Origin of the sequence: Streptomyces sp. NPDC001380 (assembly GCF_042895785.1) — a bacterium.
Lineage (GTDB): Bacteria > Actinomycetota > Actinomycetes > Streptomycetales > Streptomycetaceae > Peterkaempfera.
On the sequence record NZ_JBIAWP010000005.1, the window covers coordinates 72,011 to 93,508 of the forward strand.

General features: G+C 75.8%; 16 protein-coding genes. 15 read left to right on the plus strand and 1 reads right to left on the minus strand.

All coding sequences use genetic code 11. The annotated features are described in order from the left end of the window. Nucleotides 1-141: 141 nt before the first annotated feature. The 15 genes from uvrA (at nucleotide 142) to ACFY07_RS08545 (ending at nucleotide 19,607) form a co-directional block, all read left to right on the plus strand. The gene (gene uvrA / locus ACFY07_RS08475) at nucleotides 142-3,036 is read left to right on the plus strand and encodes an excinuclease ABC subunit UvrA (RefSeq protein ID WP_230651136.1); all 2,895 of its coding nucleotides are present in this window, start codon (nucleotides 142-144) and stop codon (nucleotides 3,034-3,036) included. 90 nt (nucleotides 3,037-3,126) lie between these two features. Further along, a complete protein-coding gene (locus tag ACFY07_RS08480) occupies nucleotides 3,127-4,770 on the plus strand; it encodes a hypothetical protein (protein WP_390867965.1) in 1,644 nt (547 codons plus the stop codon). 40 nt (nucleotides 4,771-4,810) lie between these two features. Beyond that, nucleotides 4,811-5,479, plus strand: coding sequence for a Rieske 2Fe-2S domain-containing protein (locus ACFY07_RS08485; protein WP_390867966.1), 669 nt, complete (start codon nucleotides 4,811-4,813; stop codon nucleotides 5,477-5,479). Between the two features lie 132 nt (nucleotides 5,480-5,611). Next, entirely contained in the window at nucleotides 5,612-7,717 is a 2,106-nt protein-coding gene (gene uvrC, locus ACFY07_RS08490) for an excinuclease ABC subunit UvrC (protein ID WP_390867967.1), read from the plus strand. Nucleotides 7,718-7,847: 130 nt separating this feature from the next. Next, nucleotides 7,848-8,732, plus strand: a complete 885-nt coding sequence (gene rapZ / locus ACFY07_RS08495) for an RNase adapter RapZ (RefSeq protein WP_308188893.1) — start codon at nucleotides 7,848-7,850, stop codon at nucleotides 8,730-8,732. 79 nt (nucleotides 8,733-8,811) lie between these two features. Further along, complete coding sequence (yvcK, locus tag ACFY07_RS08500; protein ID WP_390867968.1) at nucleotides 8,812-9,870, plus strand: uridine diphosphate-N-acetylglucosamine-binding protein YvcK; 1,059 nt, start codon at nucleotides 8,812-8,814, stop codon at nucleotides 9,868-9,870. Further along, entirely contained in the window at nucleotides 9,861-10,841 is a 981-nt protein-coding gene (gene whiA / locus ACFY07_RS08505) for a DNA-binding protein WhiA (protein ID WP_230651145.1), read from the plus strand. Before yvcK ends, whiA begins: the two co-directional genes overlap by 10 nt. 294 nt (nucleotides 10,842-11,135) lie before the next feature. Continuing rightward, entirely contained in the window at nucleotides 11,136-11,807 is a 672-nt protein-coding gene (locus tag ACFY07_RS08510; protein WP_390867969.1) for a YoaK family protein, read from the plus strand. 122 nt (nucleotides 11,808-11,929) lie between these two features. Continuing rightward, nucleotides 11,930-13,747, plus strand: coding sequence for a D-alanyl-D-alanine carboxypeptidase/D-alanyl-D-alanine-endopeptidase (gene dacB / locus ACFY07_RS08515; protein WP_390867970.1), 1,818 nt, complete (start codon nucleotides 11,930-11,932; stop codon nucleotides 13,745-13,747). Nucleotides 13,748-13,866: 119 nt separating this feature from the next. Next, nucleotides 13,867-15,222: a hypothetical protein gene (locus ACFY07_RS08520; protein ID WP_390867971.1), complete on the plus strand. Its 1,356-nt coding sequence runs from the start codon at nucleotides 13,867-13,869 to the stop codon at nucleotides 15,220-15,222. Nucleotides 15,223-15,508: 286 nt separating this feature from the next. Continuing rightward, nucleotides 15,509-16,513 (plus strand): type I glyceraldehyde-3-phosphate dehydrogenase, encoded by a 1,005-nt coding sequence (gap, locus tag ACFY07_RS08525; RefSeq protein ID WP_390867972.1) that lies wholly within the window; start codon nucleotides 15,509-15,511, stop codon nucleotides 16,511-16,513. A gap of 183 nt (nucleotides 16,514-16,696) precedes the next feature. Continuing rightward, on the plus strand, nucleotides 16,697-17,902 hold the full coding sequence (locus ACFY07_RS08530) for a phosphoglycerate kinase (RefSeq protein ID WP_390867973.1): 1,206 nt from the start codon (nucleotides 16,697-16,699) through the stop codon (nucleotides 17,900-17,902). 6 nt (nucleotides 17,903-17,908) lie between these two features. Continuing rightward, complete coding sequence (gene tpiA, locus ACFY07_RS08535; RefSeq protein ID WP_390867974.1) at nucleotides 17,909-18,703, plus strand: triose-phosphate isomerase; 795 nt, start codon at nucleotides 17,909-17,911, stop codon at nucleotides 18,701-18,703. Nucleotides 18,704-18,801: 98 nt separating this feature from the next. Continuing rightward, on the plus strand, nucleotides 18,802-19,035 hold the full coding sequence (secG, locus tag ACFY07_RS08540) for a preprotein translocase subunit SecG (protein ID WP_390867975.1): 234 nt from the start codon (nucleotides 18,802-18,804) through the stop codon (nucleotides 19,033-19,035). A gap of 284 nt (nucleotides 19,036-19,319) precedes the next feature. Further along, entirely contained in the window at nucleotides 19,320-19,607 is a 288-nt protein-coding gene (locus ACFY07_RS08545; RefSeq protein WP_230651620.1) for an RNA polymerase-binding protein RbpA, read from the plus strand. A gap of 247 nt (nucleotides 19,608-19,854) precedes the next feature. Here the strand turns inward: ACFY07_RS08545 and ACFY07_RS08550 are convergent, their stop codons facing one another. After that, nucleotides 19,855-21,285, minus strand: a complete 1,431-nt coding sequence (locus ACFY07_RS08550) for a pyridoxal phosphate-dependent aminotransferase (RefSeq protein WP_390867976.1) — start codon at nucleotides 21,283-21,285, stop codon at nucleotides 19,855-19,857. Between the last annotated feature and the right edge of the window lie 213 nt (nucleotides 21,286-21,498).

Here is a 21,498-nt window from a genome sequence, read left to right on the forward strand (position 1 = left end):
CCGCAGCGCCGCGTCCGCTCACCCACGGGCCGAGAACGCCGGGCGGGGCCGACCAGCCCCGTCGCGCTCCGCCCGGCCCCCCGCCACGGGGGCCGCGGCACCGACCAGCCCCTGCCCCCTCCCCGGAGAAAGGCGCACAGCGTGGCAGACCGCCTCATCGTCCGCGGTGCTCGCGAGCACAACCTGAAGAACGTCTCGCTCGACCTGCCCCGCGACTCGCTCGTCGTCTTCACCGGGCTCTCGGGCTCCGGCAAGTCGTCGCTGGCCTTCGACACCATCTTCGCCGAGGGCCAGCGCCGCTACGTGGAGTCGCTCTCCTCGTACGCCCGGCAGTTCCTCGGGCAGATGGACAAGCCCGACGTCGACTTCATCGAGGGGCTCTCCCCGGCCGTCTCCATCGACCAGAAGTCGACCTCCCGCAACCCCCGCTCCACGGTCGGCACCATCACCGAGGTCTACGACTACCTGCGGCTCCTCTTCGCCCGCATCGGCCGGCCGCACTGCCCGCACTGCGGCCGGCCGATCGCCCGGCAGACCCCGCAGGCGATCGTCGACCGGGTGCTGGAACTGGCGGAGGGCACCCGCTTCCAGGTGCTCAGCCCGCTGGTGCGTGGCCGCAAGGGGGAGTACGTCGACCTCTTCGCCGACCTCCAGGCCAAGGGCTACGCCCGCGCCCGGGTGGACGGCGCCACGGTGCAGCTCACCGAGCCGCCGACGCTGAAGAAGCAGGAGAAGCACACCATCGAGGTGGTCGTCGACCGCCTCACGGTCAAGGAGTCCGCCAAGCGCCGGCTCACCGACTCCGTGGAGACCGCGCTCGGCCTCTCCGGCGGCATGGTGGTGCTCGACTTCGTCGACCTGCCCGAGGACGACCCGCAGCGCGAGCGGATGTTCTCCGAGCACCTCTACTGCCCGTACGACGACGTCTCCTTCGAGGAGCTGGAGCCGCGGTCGTTCTCCTTCAACTCGCCGTTCGGCGCCTGCCCGGAGTGCACCGGCATCGGCACCCGCATGGAGGTCGACCCCGAGCTGGTCGTCCCCGACGAGGAGAAGTCGCTCGACGAGGGCGCCATCCACCCCTGGTCGCTCGGCCACACCAAGGAGTACTTCCAGCGGCTGGTCGGCGCCCTCTCCAAGGAGCTGGGCTTCCGCACCGACATCCCCTTCGCCGGCCTGCCGGCCCGCGCCCGCAAGGCCCTGCTGTACGGCCACAAGACCCAGATCGAGGTGCGCTACCGCAACCGCTACGGGCGTGAGCGCTCCTACACCACCTCCTTCGAGGGCGCGGTGCCGTTCGTGCAGCGGCGCCACTCGGAGGCGGAGAGCGACTCCAGCCGCGAGCGCTTCGAGGGCTACATGCGCGAGGTGCCGTGCCCCGGCTGCCAGGGCACGCGGCTCAAGCCGGTGGTGCTGGCCGTCACCGTCCAGGACCGGTCCATCGCGGACGTCGCGGCGATGTCCATCAGCGACTGCGCCGACTTCCTGCAGGGCCTGACCCTGACCGACCGTGAGAAGACCATCGCCGAGCGGGTGCTGAAGGAGGTCAACGAGCGGCTGCGGTTCCTGGTCGACGTCGGCCTGGACTACCTCTCCCTCAACCGCGCCGCCGGCACCCTCTCCGGCGGTGAGGCGCAGCGCATCCGCCTGGCCACCCAGATCGGCTCCGGCCTGGTCGGCGTGCTCTACGTGCTGGACGAGCCGTCCATCGGCCTCCACCAGCGCGACAACCACCGGCTCATCGAGACCCTGGTGCGGCTGCGGGACCTCGGCAACACCCTGATCGTGGTGGAGCACGACGAGGACACCATCCGCACCTCCGACTGGGTCGTGGACATCGGCCCCGGCGCGGGCGAGCACGGCGGCAGGGTGGTCCACTCCGGGCCGCTGGCCGAGCTGCTGGCCAACGACGAGTCGATGACCGGGCAGTACCTGTCCGGCAAGCGCGCCATCCCCACGCCGGAGAAGCGGCGACCGCGCGACCGCAAGCGGCAGATCGTCGTCCACGGCGCCCGCGAGCACAACCTCAAGGACGTCACCGTCGGCTTCCCGCTCGGCACCCTGACCGCCGTCACCGGCGTCTCCGGATCCGGCAAGTCCACCCTGGTCAACGACATCCTCTACACCCACCTCGCGCGGGAGCTCAACGGCGCCCGCAGCGTGCCCGGCCGGCACACCCGGGTCACCGGCACCGACCTGGTGGACAAGGTCGTCCACGTCGACCAGTCGCCGATCGGGCGCACCCCGCGCTCCAACCCCGCGACCTACACCGGCGTCTTCGACCACATCCGCCGCCTCTTCGCCGAGACCACCGAGGCCAAGGTCCGCGGCTACCTGCCCGGCCGGTTCTCGTTCAACGTCAAGGGCGGCCGCTGCGAGAACTGCTCCGGCGACGGCACCATCAAGATCGAGATGAACTTCCTGCCGGACGTCTACGTCCCCTGCGAGGTCTGCCACGGCGCCCGCTACAACCGGGAGACGCTGGACGTCCACTACAAGGGCAAGTCCATCGCCGAGGTGCTGGACATGCCGATCGAGGAGGCGCTGCACTTCTTCGAGGCGGTGCCCGCCATCGCCCGCCACCTGCGCACCCTCAACGAGGTCGGCCTCGGCTACGTCCGCCTCGGGCAGTCCGCGCCCACCCTCTCCGGCGGCGAGGCGCAGCGCGTCAAGCTCTCCTCCGAGCTGCAGAAGCGCTCCACCGGGCGCACCGTCTACGTCCTGGACGAGCCCACCACCGGCCTCCACTTCGAGGACATCAGCAAGCTGATCAAGGTCCTCTCCGGCCTGGTGGAGAAGGGCAACACGGTCATCGTCATCGAGCACAACCTCGACGTGATCAAGACCGCCGACTGGGTCGTGGACATGGGACCGGAAGGCGGCCACGGCGGCGGCGGGGTCGTCGCGGAGGGCACCCCGGAGGAGGTCGCGGCCGTGGGCGAGAGCCACACCGGCAAGTTCCTCCGGGACATCCTCGGCGACCGGGTCAGCGACGCCCCGCCGGTCGCGAAGCGGGCGCGGCGCAAGAGCGCCGTGTAGCGGTACGCGCCCCCGCCGACCGTGTGGTTCCGCCCCCGGGCGGAGCGCCGGTCGGCGGGCAGCGGGGGCGCGGCGCCCACCATGGGCGGTATGTCCGCACCGAGTGCCGCCGCAGAGGCCCCCGATCCGCTGGACCGCGCCGCCGCCCCGTCGGGTCAGGACGCACCCTCGGGTCAGGACGCACCCTCGGGTCAGGACGCACCCTCGGGTCAGGACGCCCTGTCGGGTCACGGCGACATGCCGGGCCCGGACGGCCCGTCGGGTCAGGACGGGCCCGCGGCCCGGGACGCGTCATCGGGGGACTCCGGCCCGCCGGTCCGGGACACGCCGGTCCAGGACGGCCCGGAGGAGCAGTGCGGGCCGTCGCAGCCGCACGCGCATCCCCGGCCCGCCGCAGCCCGGCCCCGCCGGGCCGCGGCCGCGCTGCCGCTGCTGGTGGTCCTGGTGTTCGCCGCCTTCCAGACGGTCGCCCACCCCGTCTGGACCCTCTCCAACGACTCCTACCGCTACGCCCGGCAGAGCCTGGAGTTCCTGGGCGCGCCGTCCGCCGAGGCCCGCCGCCGCGCCGTCGCCGCGTACTGCGCGAGCGACGCCGCCCGCCTCGCGCGGATCCGCCGGCTGGACCCGGCGGCCTCCGGCCCGGCGGACGCCGCCCGCCGGGCCGACCTGCGCTCCTGCCTCCGGGCCAACGCCGCCGGCCTCTCCCCGACCGACCCCCGGTACGAGCGGATCTTCACCACCCGGCCCGGCTACCCGCTGCTGATCTCCCCGGCCGTGGCCCTCCTCGGCGTCGCCCGCGGCATGTGGCTGACCGGCCTGCTGCTCACGGCGGGCTCCTCCCTGCTCGTCGTCGCCCTGCTGCGCCAGGCGGGCGCCTCGCCGACCGCGGCCACCGCCGGGCAGCTGCTCTTCCTCTGCTGCCGCCTCGGCTGGTGGTCCACCCAGCCGCTCGCCGAGGGGGCGGTCACCGCCGGGGTGCTCGCCGCGCTGCTCGGCGGCTGGTGGCTGCTGCACGGCCGCACCCGCGCGGGCGCGGCGCTCCTGCTCGGCGCCCTTGCCGCCACCACCGCGGTCAAGTACTCCACCGCCCTCATGCTGGCCTGCGCCCTCGCCGCCGCGGCCGTCTGCCGCCTGCTCGGCCGGGCCGCCCGCCCCAGGCCCGACGCCGGCACCCGTACCGGCGCCCGCACCGGCACGGACACCGCTGCCGACACCGCCGCCGGGACCCGTTCCGGCGCCGTCCTGCTGGCGGCGCTCGCCGGCTCCGCGGCGGCGCTGATCGCGGTCGGCACGACCGCGCTGCGCCTCCCGGACGCGGCCGAGACCCTCCAGGACACCTTCACCCGCAGCTTCCACCGCCCCCCGGTCGCCGACGTCTGGCAGCGGCTGCTCCGCCTGGACGCCCACTACGGGGAGCAGTGGCTGCGCGACCAGGCCGCCCAGCCCCTGCTCCCGGCGCTGCTCTGCCTCGCCGGCTGGGCCCTGGCCCGCCGCTGCCGCACCCTCGGCCTGCTGGCCGCGGCCGCCGCCGCGGTCGGCGCGGCCACGGCCGCCGCCCACCCCGTCGCCGCCCAGCAGGACCGGCTCTGGGCCCTCCTCTGGGTCCCGGCGGTGCTCGGCGCGCCGTTCGCGGTCGACCTGCTCCGCCCCGTCCCGCGCGCGGAGCCCGCCTCCTCCGCCGCGGTACCCGCCGCCCCGCAGGGCTCCGGAGCCGTCGCGGCCTTCCGGCGGTAGAGTGCGACGACCAGGAGCCGGGACCCACGGAGCAGCGACCATGCACCACGCCGACAGCGGACGTTCCGACGCCCCCACCGCCACCCCCGCCGGTACCGCCACCCCGGTCAATACCGCCACCCCCGCCGGTACCGCCACCCCGGTCAATACCGCCACCCCGGTCGGTACCGCCACCCCCGCCGGTACCGCCACCCCGGTCGGCGCCGGCCGTCCCGCCTGCACGGGCTGTGCCGCCGTCCCGGCGGACGCCCGGCCCGCGGCGCCGGCCCGGCCCGCGGCCTCCCCGCAGCCCGCAGCCCCTGGCGGCGCCCCCTCGCGGCGCGCCGTCCTGCGCGGCGCCGCCGCGGCCGGCGCCGGAGCGCTCGGCCTCGCCGCCTGCTCCTCCTCCGGGGACTCCTCGGCGCCCGCGTCCGCCGGTCCGGTCGACCTCGGCGAAGCGGCGGCGGTCCCGGTCGGCGGCGGCGTCGTCCACCGCGACGACCGGATCGTCGTGACCCAGCCCGCCAAGGGCGAGTTCAAGGCGTTCAGCGCCCGCTGCACGCACGCCGGCTGCATCGTGGACAAGGTCGCCGACGGCCTCATCCAGTGCCCCTGCCACGGCAGCCGGTTCCGCATCGCCGACGGCTCGGTGGCCGACGGCCCGGCCCCCCGGCCCCTGCCCACGGTCCCCGTCGCGGTCCGGGGCGGCCGCTTGGTCGCGGGCGGCTGACGCCCCGCCGTCCCGACCGCCGCCGCACCGCCGTCCCGCGCCCGGCCCGTCCGCCGGGCGCGTCCGCCCGGTCCGTGCGCCGGGCCCGTCGGCGCCGCCCGGGATGTCCTCCCCAGTCGGTACGGTGGGGGCATGGCCGACCCGTCGACGTACCGCCCCGCGCCCGGGCAGATCCCGGACTCCCCGGGTGTCTACAAGTTCCGCGACGCCCACGGGCGGGTGATCTACGTCGGGAAGGCCAAGAGCCTGCGCTCCCGGCTCTCCTCGTACTTCCAGGACCTGGCGAACCTCCACCCCCGCACCGCCACCATGGTCACCACGGCCGCCGCCGTCGAGTGGACCGTGGTCGGCACCGAGGTGGAGGCCCTCCAGCTGGAGTACACCTGGATCAAGGAGTTCGACCCCCGGTTCAACGTCAAGTACCGCGACGACAAGAGCTATCCGTCGCTCGCGGTCACGCTGAACGAGGATTTCCCCCGCGTCCAGGTGATGCGCGGGCCGCACCGCAGGGGCGTGCGCTACTTCGGCCCGTACGGCCACGCCTGGGCCATCCGCGAGACCGTCGACCTCCTGCTGCGGGTCTTCCCCGTGCGCACCTGCTCCGCCGGCGTCTTCAAGCGCGCCGGGCAGGTCGGCCGCCCCTGCCTGCTCGGCTACATCGGCAAGTGCTCCGCGCCCTGCGTCGGCCGGGTCACCCCCGAGGAGCACCGGGCGCTCGCCGAGGACTTCTGCGACTTCATGGCCGGCCGCACCGGCGCCTACGTGCGCCGGCTGGAGGAGCAGATGAAGGAGGCCGCCGCGGCGATGGAGTACGAGCGCGCCGCCCGGCTGCGCGACGACATCGGCGCCCTGCGGAGGGCGATGGAGAAGCAGGCCGTCGTCCTCGCCGACGGCACCGACGCCGACGTCCTGGCCCTCGCCGAGGACGAGCTGGAGGCCGCCGTCCAGATCTTCCACGTCCGCGGCGGCCGCATCCGCGGCCAGCGCGGCTGGGTCACCGACCGGGTCGAGGACGTCGACACCCCGGGGCTGGTGGAGCACGCCCTCCAGCAGCTGTACGGCGGAGGCGACGAGGCGGTCCCGAAGGAGGTGCTGGTCCCCGCGCTGCCCGAGCCCGTCGAGCCGCTGGCCGACTGGCTCACGGACCTGCGCGGCGCCCGCGTCGACCTGCGGGTGCCGCAGCGCGGCGACAAGAAGGACCTGATGGCCACGGTGCAGCGCAACGCGCAGCAGACCCTGGCCCTCCACAAGACCCGGCGCGCCTCGGACCTCACCACCCGCAGCGTGGCCCTCCAGGAGATCGCCGACGCCCTCGGCCTGGACTCCGCCCCGCTGCGCATCGAGTGCTTCGACATCTCCCACCTGCAGGGCGAGGACGTGGTCGCCTCCATGGTGGTCTTCGAGGACGGCCTGGCCCGCAAGGGCGAGTACCGGCGCTTCGCCATCAAGGGCTTCGCCGGCCAGGACGACGTCCGCTCCATGCACGAGGTGCTCACCCGCCGCTTCCGCCGCTACCTCCAGGAGCGGCAGGAGACCGGCGAGTGGGAGGCCCCGGATCCCGGCGCCCCCGGGCACGGCGGCCCGGGGGCCGAGGGTGCGCCGGGGGCCGACGGTGCGCCGGGGGCCGACGGTGCGCCGGGGGCCGACGGTGCGCCGGGGGCGCCGGGATCCGGGGCCGACGGCGGTGCCCCCGCGTCCGGCCCGATCGACCCGGAGACCGGCCGTCCCCGCCGCTTCGCCTATCCGCCCCAGCTCGTCGTGGTCGACGGCGGGCAGCCCCAGGTCGCCGCCGCCAAGCGGGCCCTGGACGAGCTCGGCATCGACGACGTGGCCCTGTGCGGCCTCGCCAAGCGGCTGGAGGAGGTCTGGCTGCCGGACGAGGACGACCCGGTGGTCCTGCCCCGCACCAGCGAGGGCCTGTACCTGCTCCAGCGGGTCCGCGACGAGGCCCACCGGTTCGCCATCTCCTACCAGCGCACCAAGCGGTCCAAGCGGCTCACGACGGGCGGCCTGGACGAGGTGCCGGGCCTCGGCGAGACCCGGCGGCAGGCGCTCCTGAAGCACTTCGGGTCGCTGAAGAGGCTGCGCGCCGCCACCGTGGAGGAGATCTGCGCGGTGCCGGGCGTCGGCCGGCGCACCGCGGAGGCCGTTGCCGCCGCGTTGGCGTCCCGTACACCCGCCGCTCCCGCCGTGAACACCTCCACGGGGGAGATCATCGAAGACCAGGAGGCGCGATGACGGCCGACGCCGCCCGTCCGCTCCACGGTGCCCCCGGGCGGTCCCGCGTCACCCTCCCGGGTGAGAGAGGGAAGCCCCGGGGCGTCCGGCGCGTTCTCCTCAGCAGAACCACCGAAAGCGGGGAAGAACAGTGACTGTGTCCGGTGCGGGGGAGAACGTCCCCGAGCTGGTGATCATCTCCGGCATGTCCGGGGCGGGCCGCAGCACGGCGGCGAAGTGCCTGGAGGACCTGGGCTGGTTCGTCGTCGACAACCTGCCGCCGTCCCTGATACCGACCATGGTCGACCTCGGCGCCCGCTCCCAGGGGGCGGTCGCGCGCATAGGCGTGGTGGTGGACGTCCGCGGCCGCCGCTTCTTCGACGACCTGCTGACCTCGCTGGAGGAGCTGGAGCGGCGCGGCGTGCGCCTGCGGGTGGTCTTCCTGGAGGCCTCCGACGACGCGCTGGTCCGCCGCTTCGAGAGCGTCCGGCGCCCGCACCCGCTGCAGGGCGACGGCCGGATCGTCGACGGGATAGCGCGTGAGCGCGACCTGCTGCGGGAGCTCCGCGGCGAGGCCGACCTGGTGATCGACACCTCCAGCCTCAACGTCCACGAGCTGCGGGCCAAGCTGGACGCCCAGTTCTCCGGCGAGGGCGAGCCGGAGCTGCGCGCCACGGTCATGTCCTTCGGCTTCAAGTACGGCCTCCCGGTCGACGCCGACCTGGTGGTGGACTGCCGCTTCCTGCCCAACCCCCACTGGGTCCCGGAGCTGCGCCCCCGCACCGGCACCGACGACGAGGTCGCCCGCTACGTCTTCGACCAGCCCGGCGCGAAGGAGTTCCTGGACGGCTACTCCGAGCTGCTGCGCATCGTCACGGCGGGCTTCCGACGGGAGGGCAAGCGGTACATGACGCTTGCCGTAGGCTGCACCGGCGGGAAGCACCGGAGTGTCGCCATGTCGGAGCGCCTGGCCAAGCGGCTGATAGCGGACGGCGTGGAGACGGTCCTGGTCCACCGCGACATGGGACGGGAGTGACCGCAGCGACCCTCCCGCCCCGGGCCGGTCCGGTCCGGGGCGGCGGGCCGCCCGGTCGGCGGAGGAACGTGGGGCACGTGTGACGGGACACTCTCCGGGGCGGCAGCTCCAGCGCAGGGCTGCCGACCGGGCGCAGGGAGGTGCCCACAGGGCCGCCGCTCCCAGGATCGTCGCGCTCGGCGGCGGGCAGGGGCTCTCCGCGTCGCTGTCCGCGCTGCGCAGGCTCACCGCGAACCTGACCGCCGTGGTCACCGTCGCCGACGACGGCGGCTCCAGCGGCCGGCTCCGCGAGGAGCTGGGCGTGCTGCCCCCGGGCGACCTGCGCAAGGCGCTCGCCGCGCTCTGCGGCGACGACGAGTGGGGCCGCACCTGGTCCGAGGTCATCCAGCACCGCTTCACCAGCGACGGCGAACTGCACGGCCACGCGGTCGGGAACCTGCTCATCGTGGCGCTGTGGGAGAAGCTCGGCGACCACGTCGCCGCCCTGGAGTGGGTGGGGCGGCTGCTCGGCGCCCACGGCCGGGTCCTGCCGATGTCCGCCGTGCCCCTGGACATCGAGGCCACCGTGCGCGGCCACGACCCGGCGCGCCCCACCGAGACCGGGACCGTCCGCGGGCAGGCCCACGTCGCGGTGACCCCGGGGACGGTGCAGTCCATCCGGCTGCTCCCCGAGGACCCGCCGGCCGTCCCGGAGGCGGTGGCCGCCGTCCTGGACGCCGACTGGGTGGTCCTCGGCCCCGGGTCGTGGTTCACCAGCGTGCTCCCCCACCTGATGGTGCCGGAGCTCGCCGAGGCGCTGCTCGCCACCAAGGCGCGGCGGCTGCTCACCCTCAACCTCGCCCCGCAGCCGGGCGAGACGGAGGGTTTCACCCCGCAGCGGCACCTGGAGGTGCTGGCCCACCACGCCCCGCAGCTCTCCGTGGACGCGATCCTGGTGGACGAGGGCGCGGTGACCGGCGGCGCCTTCGGCGACGCCGACCTGCCCGGTCTGGAGAAGGCCGCCGGGCGGATGGGCGGCGAACTGGTGCTCGACCGCGTGGCGGCGGCGGACGGCACCCCGCGACACGACCCCGAGCTCTTGGCCGCCGCGTACGACCGGATTTTCCGGACACATGGAAGGATCGGCGCATGGCGATGACGGCAGCGGTGAAGGACGAGATCAGCCGGCTCCCCGTCACCCGGACCTGCTGCCGCAAGGCGGAGGTGTCGGCGGTCCTGCGGTTCGCGGGTGGTCTGCACATTGTGAGCGGACGCATCGTGATCGAGGCGGAGCTCGACACCACCTTTGCGGCGAGGCGGCTGAGCAAGGACCTCCTGGAGATCTTCGGCCACTCCTCGGAGCTCGTGGTGATGGCCCCCGGCGGCCTGCGGCGCGGCAGCCGGTTCGTGGTGCGCGTGGTCAAGGACGGCGACCTGCTGGCGCGGCAGGTCGGGCTGGTGGACGGGCGGGGACGGCCGATCCGGGGCCTGCCCCCCGCGGTGGTCTCCGGCGCCACCTGCGACGCGGAGGCGGCCTGGCGCGGCGCGTTCCTGGCGCACGGCTCGCTGACCGAGCCCGGCCGGTCCTCCTCCCTGGAGATCACCTGCCCCGGCTCCGAGGCCGCGCTCGCCCTGGTCGGCGCGGCCCGCAGGCTCGGCATCGCCGCCAAGGCCCGCGAGGTCCGCGGCGTGGACCGGGTCGTGGTGCGCGACGGCGACGCCATCGGCGCGCTGCTCACCCGTCTCGGCGCCCACGAGGCGGTCCTCGCCTGGGAGGAGCGGCGGATGCGCCGCGAGGTCCGGGCCACCGCCAACCGGCTGGCCAACTTCGACGACGCCAACCTGCGCCGTTCCGCCCGCGCGGCGGTCGCGGCCGGGGCCCGGGTCCAGCGGGCGCTGGAGATCCTCGGCGAGGAGGTCCCCGAGCACCTGGCGGCCGCGGGCCGCCTGCGCATGGAGCACAAGCAGGCGTCCCTGGAGGAGCTGGGCTCGCTCGCCGACCCGCCGCTGACCAAGGACGCCGTCGCCGGCCGCATCCGCCGCCTGCTGGCCATGGCCGACAAGCGCGCCCAGGAGCTGGGCCTGCCCAGCACCGAGGCCAACCTGACCGAGGAGATGGTCGCGGGCTGAGCCCGCGCCCTGCCCGTCCGCCCTCCCCGTCCGCCCGGTGCGGCGGCACCGGGCGGACGGGCAGCCGGGCCGTCCCGGGGCGGACCCCTGCGACGGCCCGCCCCGCGTCGACCGCCCCGCCCGGCCGCGCACCCCCGCCGCGCCGGCACGTCCGCACGGAACGGCCGCACCGCCCGGCCGGCCGCGGCCGGCCCGGCCCCGGGCGGCGCTCCCGGCGGGTCCGCCCGGAGCCCGGACGGGACCCGGCGCGGACCGCCCCGACCCGCCTCCCGCGACCGAAGGGACGGTGCCGCCGTGCCGGAGTTCCGGTCCGATCCGCAGGTCGCCGCCCTGCTGGCGCTCACCTTCGTCAGCGGGGTGCTGGACGCCGTCAGCTTCCTCGGCCTCGGCCACGTCTTCACCGCCAACATGACCGGCAACCTGCTCATCCTCGGCTTCTCCGCCGCGGGTGCCCCCGGCTTCTCGGTCGGCCGGTCGCTGACCGCGCTCACCGGCTTCGTCCTCGGCACCGCCGTCGGCGGCCGCCTGGCCGCGGGGATGGCGGACGGGCCCCGGCACCGCTGGGTCGGCACCGCGCTCGCCGCCGAGGCGGTCCTCGTCTCCGTCGCGGCGGCCGTCGCGGCGACCGCGGCGGGCCGGACCGCCGAGCACGCCGTCGTCGCGGTCCTCGCCCTGGCGATGGGCATCCGCAACGCCACCGTCCGGCGGCTCGCCGTGCCCGACATGACCACCACCGTGGTCACCAGGACCCTCACCGGCCTGGTCGCGGACTCCTCCCTGGCGGGCGGCTCCAACCCCCGGGCGCTGAGGCGGGCCGGCGGCATCCTCGCCCTCGTGGCGGGCGCGGCCGCCGGGGCCTGGGTCCTGCCGCACCACGGTGCGGCCGCGGGCCTCCTCCTCGCCGCCGTCCTGGCCGCCGCCGTCGCGACCTCCCACACCGCCTGGGCGCACCGCGCCGCCCGGTGACCGCGGGGCCTGCCCCGGCCCGATCCCGGTCCGATCCCGGCCCGGCCGGTCCGGCCGCACGGCCTCCGTCCGGCGGCCGTGTCCGGATTGCCGCACCTGCGGCGGTTACCTAACGTCGAGGGATGAGGACTCTCCGCATCCGGGGCCCCCGTCGGCCGGGACGGCGGGCCAGGGCCGCAGCCGTCACCGCCGTGCTGGCCGCCGCCGCCCTCCCGGCGGTCGCCGCCGGGCCCCTGGCCTCCGGGCCGGCGGGTGTCACCGCGGGCGCCCCCGCGGACGGTCCGGGGGGCGGCCTCCCGACGGGCCTCGACCCGCGGATCACCGCGATCACGGAGAAGCCCGCCTACCGGCACGCCCACTGGGGACTGCTGGAGGAGGACCCGGCCGACGGCCGCGTCCTGCACGCCGTGGCGGCGGACGAGTTCTTCGTCCCCGGCTCCGCCGCCAAGCTCTTCACCGTCTCCGGCACCTGGCACACCCTCGGCGGCGACCACCGCTTCACCACCCCGGTCCACGCCGTCGGCACCCGCGCCGGCTCCGCCCTCCACGGCGACCTGGTGCTCGTCGGCCGGGGCGACCTCACGATGGGGGGCCGCACCAGGCCGGACGGCACCGTCGACTACCGCGCCGTCGACCACACCTACGCCGGCTCCGTCCCCGGCGCCGAGCTCACCCCCGAGGACCCGCTCGCCGGGATCGACGACCTCGCCCGCCAGGTCCGGCGGTCCGGCATCACCCGCGTGACCGGCGACGTGGTCGTCGACGACCGGCTCTTCACCGCGTACCCGGAGCTCGACCCCGCCCCGGCGCCGCTCATCGTCAACGACGACGTCATCGACCTGCTCACCACGCCGGGCAGCGCCCCCGGCCGCCCCGCCGTCCTCAGCTGGCGCCCGCAGGTGGCGCCGTACCGGGTCACCTCCACCGTGCGGACGGCCGCCGCCGGCACGCCCGCCGACGTCAGCGTCTCCGCCTCGCCCGACGGCACCCGCATCACCCTCTCCGGCACCGTCCCCGCCGGCGGCGCGCCCGTCCTGCGGGTCTCCCCGGTGAAGGACCCGGCCGCCTTCGGCCGCACCGCGTTCGTCGAGGCCCTGCGCCGCGCCGGGGTCTCCGTCGCCGCCCCCGCCACCGGTCCCAACCCGGTCCGCCGGCTGCCGGCCTCGTACGCGGGGGCGCCGCGCGTCGCGGCCCACGTCTCGCCCGTCTACGCCGAGTACGCGAAGCTGATCCTGAAGACCAGCCACAACCTCGGCGCCAATCTGGGCATCTGCCTCATGGCGGCCGCGGCCGGGAAGCACGGCTGCATCGACGGCTTCCCCGTGCTCACCCGGTTCCTGCGCACCGCCGGGGTCGACCCGGCGCAGGTGCAGCTGCTGGACGGCCGGGGCGGCAACCCCGTGGACCGGGCCACGCCCGCCGCCCAGACCCGCATCCTGCGGTACTGGCTGGGGACCCCCGACGCCGACCGGTTCCGCCGGGCACTGCCGCTGCTGGGCGTGGACGGCACCCTCGCCGGCTCGTGCACCGCCTGCCCGGCCCGCGGCAGGGTCTCCGCCAAGACCGGGACCGTCGCCGGCTTCGACGCGGTCAACCAGGGCCTGGCCGTCGGGGCCGAGACGGTCGCGGGCTACCTGGACGCCGGCCGCGGGCGGCGGCACACCTTCTACGTCGGCGTGAACGGGGCGGCCGTCCGGGACATCCAGGGGCTGCTGGCGGTCGCCGACGACCTCGCCCGGATCTCCGCCCTGCTCCAGGAGGACGCCGCCGGGCCCCCTGTCGGCCGCGCCCTGGGCCGGCGGGAGGCGGCCCGGCCCCCGTCCCGGTGGGACGCCGCCGCGCTCCCGTCCCGGCCGGCGACCGCGGTCCGGCTCCCGGCCGGGGCCCGGTCCCGGCTCCCGTCCCGGACGTCCGCCGCCGTCCGCCCCCCGGCCCGGTGAGCTGCGGTGCCGCCCCCGGCCCCACGGACGGCCCGCCGGACGGCCCCCGCGCCGTCCGCGCGGACCCCGCCGTCCGCCCGGGGAGGAGTCGCGCCCCCCGGACCGGGTACGGGAGGACTGTGAGAACCGGTCGGCCGGTCCCGGTCCAGGCGCTCCTGGCCGTGCTGCTCGCCGCCGTGGCGGCGCTGCTCGGCCCGGTCGGTGCTGCACGGGCCGCCACCGGCACCGGTGAGATCGCGGCCGCGCTGCGGCGCGACCCCGTCTACGTCGACCCCGCCGTGCGGGGCAGGCTCTCCGCTGCGGACGCGGCCGCCCTGTCCGCGCGGATCCGGGAGAGCGGCGTCCCCGTCTTCGTCGCCGTACTGCCCGACGACCCGGCGTACGGCGGGAACGCCGTCTTCGACCGGCTGCGCACCGCAGTGGGCCGGCCCGGCGTGTACGCGGTCGCGCTCGGCTCCCGGTTCGGCGCCGCCTCCGACTCCTCGGTGCTGCCCGGCCGCACCGCGCAGCAGCTCGCCGCCCGCAACGTGCGGGAGCACCGCGGGCAGCCCGCCGCCATCCTCGACGGCTTCGTCGCCGACGTCGAGGCGTCCCTGCAGGGCGGCGGCGCCCCGCGCAGCGGCGGGGGAGGCGGCGGAGGGGGCGGCGGGCTGCTGGTCGGCGTGCTGGCCGCGGCCGCCGTCGCGGGCGGCGGACTGCTGCTGGTCCGCAGGGCCTCGCGCCGACGGCGCCGCGAGGAGGAGCGGGCCGCGCTGGAGCAGGTCCGCGGCGCCGTCGACGAGGACATCACCTCCTACGGCGAGACCCTCGACCGGCTCGACTTCGACCCGGCCGCACCCGGCACCGGCCCGGAGATGCTGGACGACTACCGCACCGCCCTGGACGCGTACGAACGGGCCAAGCAGGCGCAGGCCGCGGCCGCCCGCCCGGAGGACGTCAGGGCCGTGACCGAGGCGCTGGAGGAGGGCCGGTTCGCGCTCGCCCGCCTCGACGCCCGCCGCACCGGCCGCCCGCTGCCCGAGCGCCGTCCCCCCTGCTTCTTCGACCCCCGGCACGGCCCCTCCGTGCGGGACGCCGACTGGGCGCCGCCCGGCGGCGCCGTCCGCCCGGTGCCGGTGTGCGCGGCGGACGCCGTCCGGATCGAGGACGGCCTGGAGCCGGTGTCCCGCACGGTGCCCACGGCCGGGGGCCGGGTGCCGTACTGGGAGGCGGGCCCGGCGTACGCGCCGTGGAGCGCGGGCTACTTCGGCGGCTACGGGTCGATGCTGCTGCCGGGCCTGCTGGTCGGCACCGCGCTGGGCGGGAGCCTGGGCCCGTGGGGGTACGGTGACGGCGGCTTCTCGGGCGGCCTCGGCGACGGCGGGGGAGACGGCGGCGACGGCGGCGACTTCGGGGGAGGCTTCGGCGACGGCGGGGGCGGCGGTGACTTCGGGGGCGGCTTCGGCGGCGGTGACGGAGGGGGCGGCGGCTTCTGACCGGACCGCCCGGCGGGGCGCGCCGGTCCGGCGGACCGCCCCCGCCGTCCGGTCCCCGGCCCTCCCGTGCGTGCCCGAACGGGCCGCGCCCGCACGGCGCGGCGAGAGGTGCGGCGCGTGGGGCGGGGCGGGCCCCGGGGCCCCGTCCGGCGGGCCGTACGGCCCCGTCGGCCCGACCGCGTGTGCTGCCGGACACGTGGGCGAGGTAGGGTCGTACTCGGTCGGGGACATCCCAAATCCACCCCGTCGGCTCAACGTCCGGCGTACCTAACGAGGAGATCGGTTCGTGACGATCCGGGTAGGCATCAACGGGTTCGGCCGCATCGGCCGCAACTTCTTCCGTGCGGCTCTGGCCCAGGGCGCGGACATCGAGATCGTCGGTGTCAACGACCTGACCGACAACGCGACCCTGGCGCACCTGCTCAAGTACGACACCATCCTGGGCCGCCTCGACGCCGAGGTCACCCACTCCGGTGACAGCATCACCGTCGGCGGGAAGACCTTCAAGGCGATCGCCGAGCGCGACCCGGCCGCCCTCCCGTGGGGCGAGCTCGGCGCGGACATCGTCATCGAGTCCACCGGCATCTTCACCAAGGCCGAGGCCGCGAAGAAGCACATCGCCGCCGGTGCCAAGAAGGTCATCATCTCGGCGCCCGCCTCCGACGAGGACATCACCATCGTGATGGGCGTCAACGAGGACAAGTACGACGCCGCGAAGCACCACGTCATCTCCAACGCCTCCTGCACCACCAACTGCGTGGCGCCGATGGCGAAGGTGCTGCTGGAGAACTTCGGCATCGTCAAGGGCCTGATGACCACGGTCCACGCGTACACCAACGACCAGGTCATCCTGGACTTCCCGCACAAGGACCTGCGCCGCGCCCGCGCCGCCGCGCAGAACATCATCCCGACCTCCACCGGCGCCGCCAAGGCGACCTCGCTGGTCATCCCGGAGCTCAAGGGCAAGCTGGACGGCATCGCCATGCGCGTCCCGGTCCCGACCGGCTCGGTCACCGACCTGGTGGTCACCCTGGAGCGCGAGGTCACCAAGGACGAGGTCAACGCCGCCTTCCAGAAGGCCGCCGAGGGCCAGCTCAAGGGCATCCTGTCCTACAGCACCGACCCGATCGTCTCCTCGGACATCGTCAACTGGCCGGCCTCCTGCACCTTCGACGCGCCGCTCACCATGGCCCAGGGCAACCAGGTCAAGGTCATCGGCTGGTACGACAACGAGTGGGGCTACTCCAACCGCCTCGTCGACCTGACCGCCTACGTCGGCGGCCGGCTCTGACACCCGCGGGCTGACGCGATGTGAGGGACGGGGCCCGGACGGCGCGCACGGCGCGCGTCCGGGCCCCGTCCCCTGTCCCGCCCGCGCACGCGGGCGCACCGCACCCTCAGCGCACCGCCCGGCGGCCCGCCGCAGCGCCGCCGTCCTCTCCGCACCTCGGCACCGCCATCAGGAGACCCCACCGTGAAGACCCTCGACGACCTGGACGTCGCCGGCAAGCGGGTGTTCGTCCGCGCCGACCTCAACGTCCCGCTCTCCGGTGAGACCATCACCGACGACGGCCGGATCCGCGCCGTCGCCCCCACGATCGCCAAGCTGGCGCAGTCCGGCGCGAAGGTGGTCGTCGCCTCCCACCTGGGCCGCCCCAAGGGCGCCCCGGACCCGCAGTTCTCCCTCGCGCCCGTCGCCCGCCGCCTCGGCGAGCTCCTCGGCCGCGACGTCGTCTTCGCCGCCGACACCGTCGGCGACAGCGCCCGGGCCGCCGTGGCCGCGCTGGCCGACGGCCAGGTGGTGCTGCTGGAGAACCTGCGCTTCAACCCCGGCGAGACCAGCAAGGACGACGCCGAGCGCGGCGCCTTCGCCGACGCCCTCGCCGCCCTGGCCGACCTGTACGTCGGCGACGGCTTCGGCGCCGTGCACCGCAGGCACGCCTCGGTGTACGACCTGCCGGCCCGGCTGCCGCACGCCGCCGGCCAGCTCGTCACCGCCGAGGTCGGCGTCCTCAAGCGCCTCACCGAGGACGTCGCCCGCCCCTACGCGGTGGTGCTCGGCGGCTCCAAGGTCTCCGACAAGATCGGCGTCATCGAGAACCTCCTCGACAAGGCCGACCGCATCCTCGTCGGCGGCGGCATGGTCTTCACCTTCCTCAAGGCCAAGGGGTACGAGGTCGGCTCCAGCCTGCTGCAGGAGGACCAGATCCCGGTCGTGCAGGAGTACCTGGAGCGGGCCGAGAAGGCCGGCGTGGAGTTCGTCCTCCCCGTCGACGTCGCCGTCTCCGCCTCCTTCCCCGACGTCAAGGGCGGCGCCCCGGTCGAGGACTTCGAGGTCGTGCCCGCCGACGCCATGCCCGAGGGCAGGCTGGGCCTGGACATCGGCCCGGAGAGCGGCCGGCTGTTCGCGTCCAAGCTGGCCGACGCCGCGACCGTCTTCTGGAACGGCCCGATGGGCGTCTTCGAGCACCCCGCCTTCGCCGAGGGCACCAAGGCCGTCGCGCAGGGCCTGCTCGACAGCCCGGCGTTCACCGTGGTCGGCGGCGGCGACTCCGCCGCTGCCGTCCGCACCCTGGGCTTCGACGAGAACGCCTTCGGCCACATCTCGACCGGCGGAGGGGCCAGCCTCGAGTACCTCGAGGGCAGGACGCTCCCCGGCCTCGCCGCACTGGAGGACTGAACCACCATGAGCGACACCACCCCCCGCACCCCGCTGATGGCGGGCAACTGGAAGATGAACCTCAACCACCTCGAGGCCATCGCCCACGTCCAGAAGCTCGCCTTCGCCCTCACCGACAAGGACTACGACGCGGTCGAGGTCGCGGTGCTGCCGCCCTTCACGGACCTGCGCTCGGTGCAGACCCTCGTCGACGGCGACAAGCTCCGCATCCGCTACGGCGCCCAGGACGTCTCGGCGCACGACGGCGGCGCCTACACCGGCGAGGTCTCCGGGCCGATGCTGGCGAAGCTGAAGTGCACCTACACGGCGATCGGCCACTCCGAGCGCCGCCAGTACCACGGCGAGGACGAGCCGCTCGTCAACGCCAAGGTCAAGGCCGCCTTCCGCCACGGCATCGTGCCGATCCTCTGCGTCGGCGAGGGCCTGGACGTCCGCAAGGCCGGCAACCAGGTCGCGCACACCCTCGCCCAGGTCGACGGCGCCCTGGAGGGCGTGCCGGCCTCCGACGCCGAGCGCGTCGTCGTCGCGTACGAGCCGGTGTGGGCCATCGGCACCGGCGAGGTCGCCACCCCCGAGGACGCCCAGGAGGTGTGCGGGGCGATCCGCGCCCGCCTGGCCGAGCTCTACGACGCCGACCTGGCGTCGAAGGTCCGCGTCCTGTACGGCGGCTCGGTGAAGGCCTCCAACGCGGCCGGCATCATGGCGCAGCCCGACGTGGACGGCGCCCTGATCGGCGGCGCGGCCCTGGACCCGGACGAGTTCGTCAAGATCGTGCGCTACCGCGAGCAGGCGGTAGGCTGACGGCCCCAGGCTGTCATACCCTGGCCGTGACACTGTGAGGGGCCGGACCGCCACGGCGGTCCGGCCCCTCGCTCCGGAACGAGAGAGTTGGTCCCGCCGTGATCCTCGGCTTCTCGATCGCCCTGATCCTCTTCAGCCTGCTGATGATCCTGCTCGTGCTCCTGCACAAGGGCAAGGGCGGCGGCCTCTCCGACATGTTCGGCGGCGGCATGTCCTCCTCCATCGGCGGCTCCTCCGTCGCCGAGCGGAACCTGGACCGCATCACCATCGTGGTCGGCCTCGGCTGGTTCGCCTCCATCGTCGTGCTCTCGCTGCTGCTGAAGTACAAGTAGCCGACGGCCCGGCTGCGGAGGAGAACTGACGCACCGTCGCCGCCCCGCCTATCCTGGGGGGAGGGCCGGCCCCGTCCGGGGACCGGCTTTCCCGGAGGCGGTGCGGACGTGCTGCCCGCACCTCCGTACACTGGGACGCCCTTGCCGCCGTCCCGCGGCCGCCCGCGCCTCGCGCCGGGCCCGTCGTGCGGGGGAGGGGCGGGAACGCATCGCACCAGCACGCAGGGAGTCAGACCGTGGCAAGTGGCAACGCCATCCGTGGCAGCAGGGTCGGGGCCGGGCCGATGGGTGAGGCGGAGCGCGGCGAGTCCGCCCCGCGGATCCGCATCTCCTTCTGGTGCGCCAACCGGCACGAGACCCGCCCCAGCTTCGCCTCCGACGCGGCGGTCCCCGAGACCTGGGACTGCCCCCGCTGCGGCTTCCCCGCCGGGCAGGACCAGGACAACCCGCCGGCCCCGCCGCGCACCGAGCCGTACAAGACCCACCTCGCCTACGTCCGCGAGCGGCGCAGCGACGCCGACGGCGAGGCGATCCTCGCCGAGGCCCTCGCCAAGCTCCGCGGCGAGATCTGACCCGCCCGCGAGCCGGCGGCGGCCGCCGCGTGCGGACCCGTGCGGCCCGCCCCGGCGGCGCCCGGTCCCTCGGTGTCCGGTCTTTCGGCGCCCGGTCCGGCTGCGCCCGCCCCGGCGGGGCCCGGTCCGCAGCCGCCGGCGCCGCGGGCCGCCACCGCGGACACCTCCCCCCGGGCGTGTCCGGTGCGCCCGCGGCGCCGTCCCTCCTCCTCCCCTCCCGGGGAGGCCCCCGGCCCCGCGGCGTCCCTCACCCCTGGGGCGCCGCCGCGTACGGGTACGGGCCGCCCTGCTGCGCCGGGTAGCCGTAGCCGTACCCCGGCGGCATCGCCTGCGGGTGCATCTGCTGCACCGCGATCTGCGGCACGGCCACCTGCGGGATCCCGGCCTGCGGCAGCGGGACCTGCTGCACCTGCGCCGGGTACGCCTGCCCCGCGGGCAGCCCGGGCACGGCGCCCGCAGGCGGCGCGGGCGGCCCCGCGGGCGCCGTCCCCTGGCCGGCCGGCAGCTGCGCCGCCGCACGGGACGGCGGAAGCGGCGTGCTCGGCCACCCCGGCGCCGCACCCGTCCCGTACAGCACCGCGAGCATCCCGGCCACCAGCCGCTGCTGGTCGTGGACCGGGCGCACCGCCAGCCGCAGGAACCGGGGCCCCATCCCCAGCCGGTCGCCGCACGCGCCGACGGACACGCCGTGCCCGTCGAGGAGCGCCTCGCGCATGCGGGAGCCGTCCACGCCCTCCGGCAGCCGTGTGAGCAGGAAGTTGGCCTGCGAGGGCAGCACCCCGAGCCCCGGCACCGCCTGCAGGTTCCGGAACATCGCCTGCCGGTCGCGGACCACGATCCGCAGGCTCTCGCGGTACTCGGCCATGCGCTCGCGGAGCAGCAGCACCATCGCCTCGGCGAAGGAGTTGAGGTTGCGCGGCGGCAGGGCGCCGCGGATCCGGTGCGCCAGGGCCGGGTTGGCCACCAGGTGGCCCAGCCGCACGCCGGGGAGCCCGGCGTTGCGGCCGAGGCTCCGCAGCACGACCACGTTGGGCCGCAGCACGGCCTGGTCGGCGACCGACGGCTCCTGCTCGGCGTCGGCGAAGTCCACGGCCGACTCGTCCACCACCACGAGGTCCAGGTCGGCGAGGCCGTCCAGCAGCCGCAGCACCTCGCTCCGGGGGAGGTGGGTGCCGTCCGGGTTGTTCGGGTTGCACAGGACGGCGGCCCGGGAGCCGCGCTGCCGCACGAACGCCAGGTAGGCGTCGACGTCCAGCCGGAAGCCGTCCTCCTCGCGGAGCAGGAACATGTCGACCCGCTTCCCGGTCCCCAGCGGCTGGTCGGTCCAGCGGCGCGAGGTGGGGACGGGGACGGCGACGCTCTCGCGCAGCAGCAGGTGGTCGATCCAGGTGACCAGCTCGGTGGAGCCGTTGCCGAGGACGACCGTCTGCGGGTGGAGGCCCAGCGCCGCGCACGCCTCGGCGGTGACGGCCCCCGCGTCGAGGGGGTGGTGGGTCAGGAGGGCGGCCATGCCCTGCCGCAGCCGGTCCATCAGCTCGGGGCCGGGGAAGTACGGGTTGCCGGGCGTGCGGAAGTCGGCCAGGCCGGCGTGCCCGCCGTGCGGGGACGGCGGCGACGGGGACCACGGGGGGCCGGGCGCGCCCTGCTGGGGCGGCGGGACGTCGAGGGCCTGGGACATGGTCCGGGGTACTCCTCCCAGGGGCGGGCGGCGGCGCCCCGCTCCCGTCGGCGGCTGCGGCGGGGCCCCGGGACGGGAACGGCACCGGGGCCCGGCGCTTCCTACGCGCGGGTACCGGGTGCGGTTCAGCCGTGCGTCCCGGCACGCCCCGGCACGCCGGTCCTGCGCCGGACCGGACCGGGGGTGCGGGCGGCGGGCACTGCGGGCGCGGTG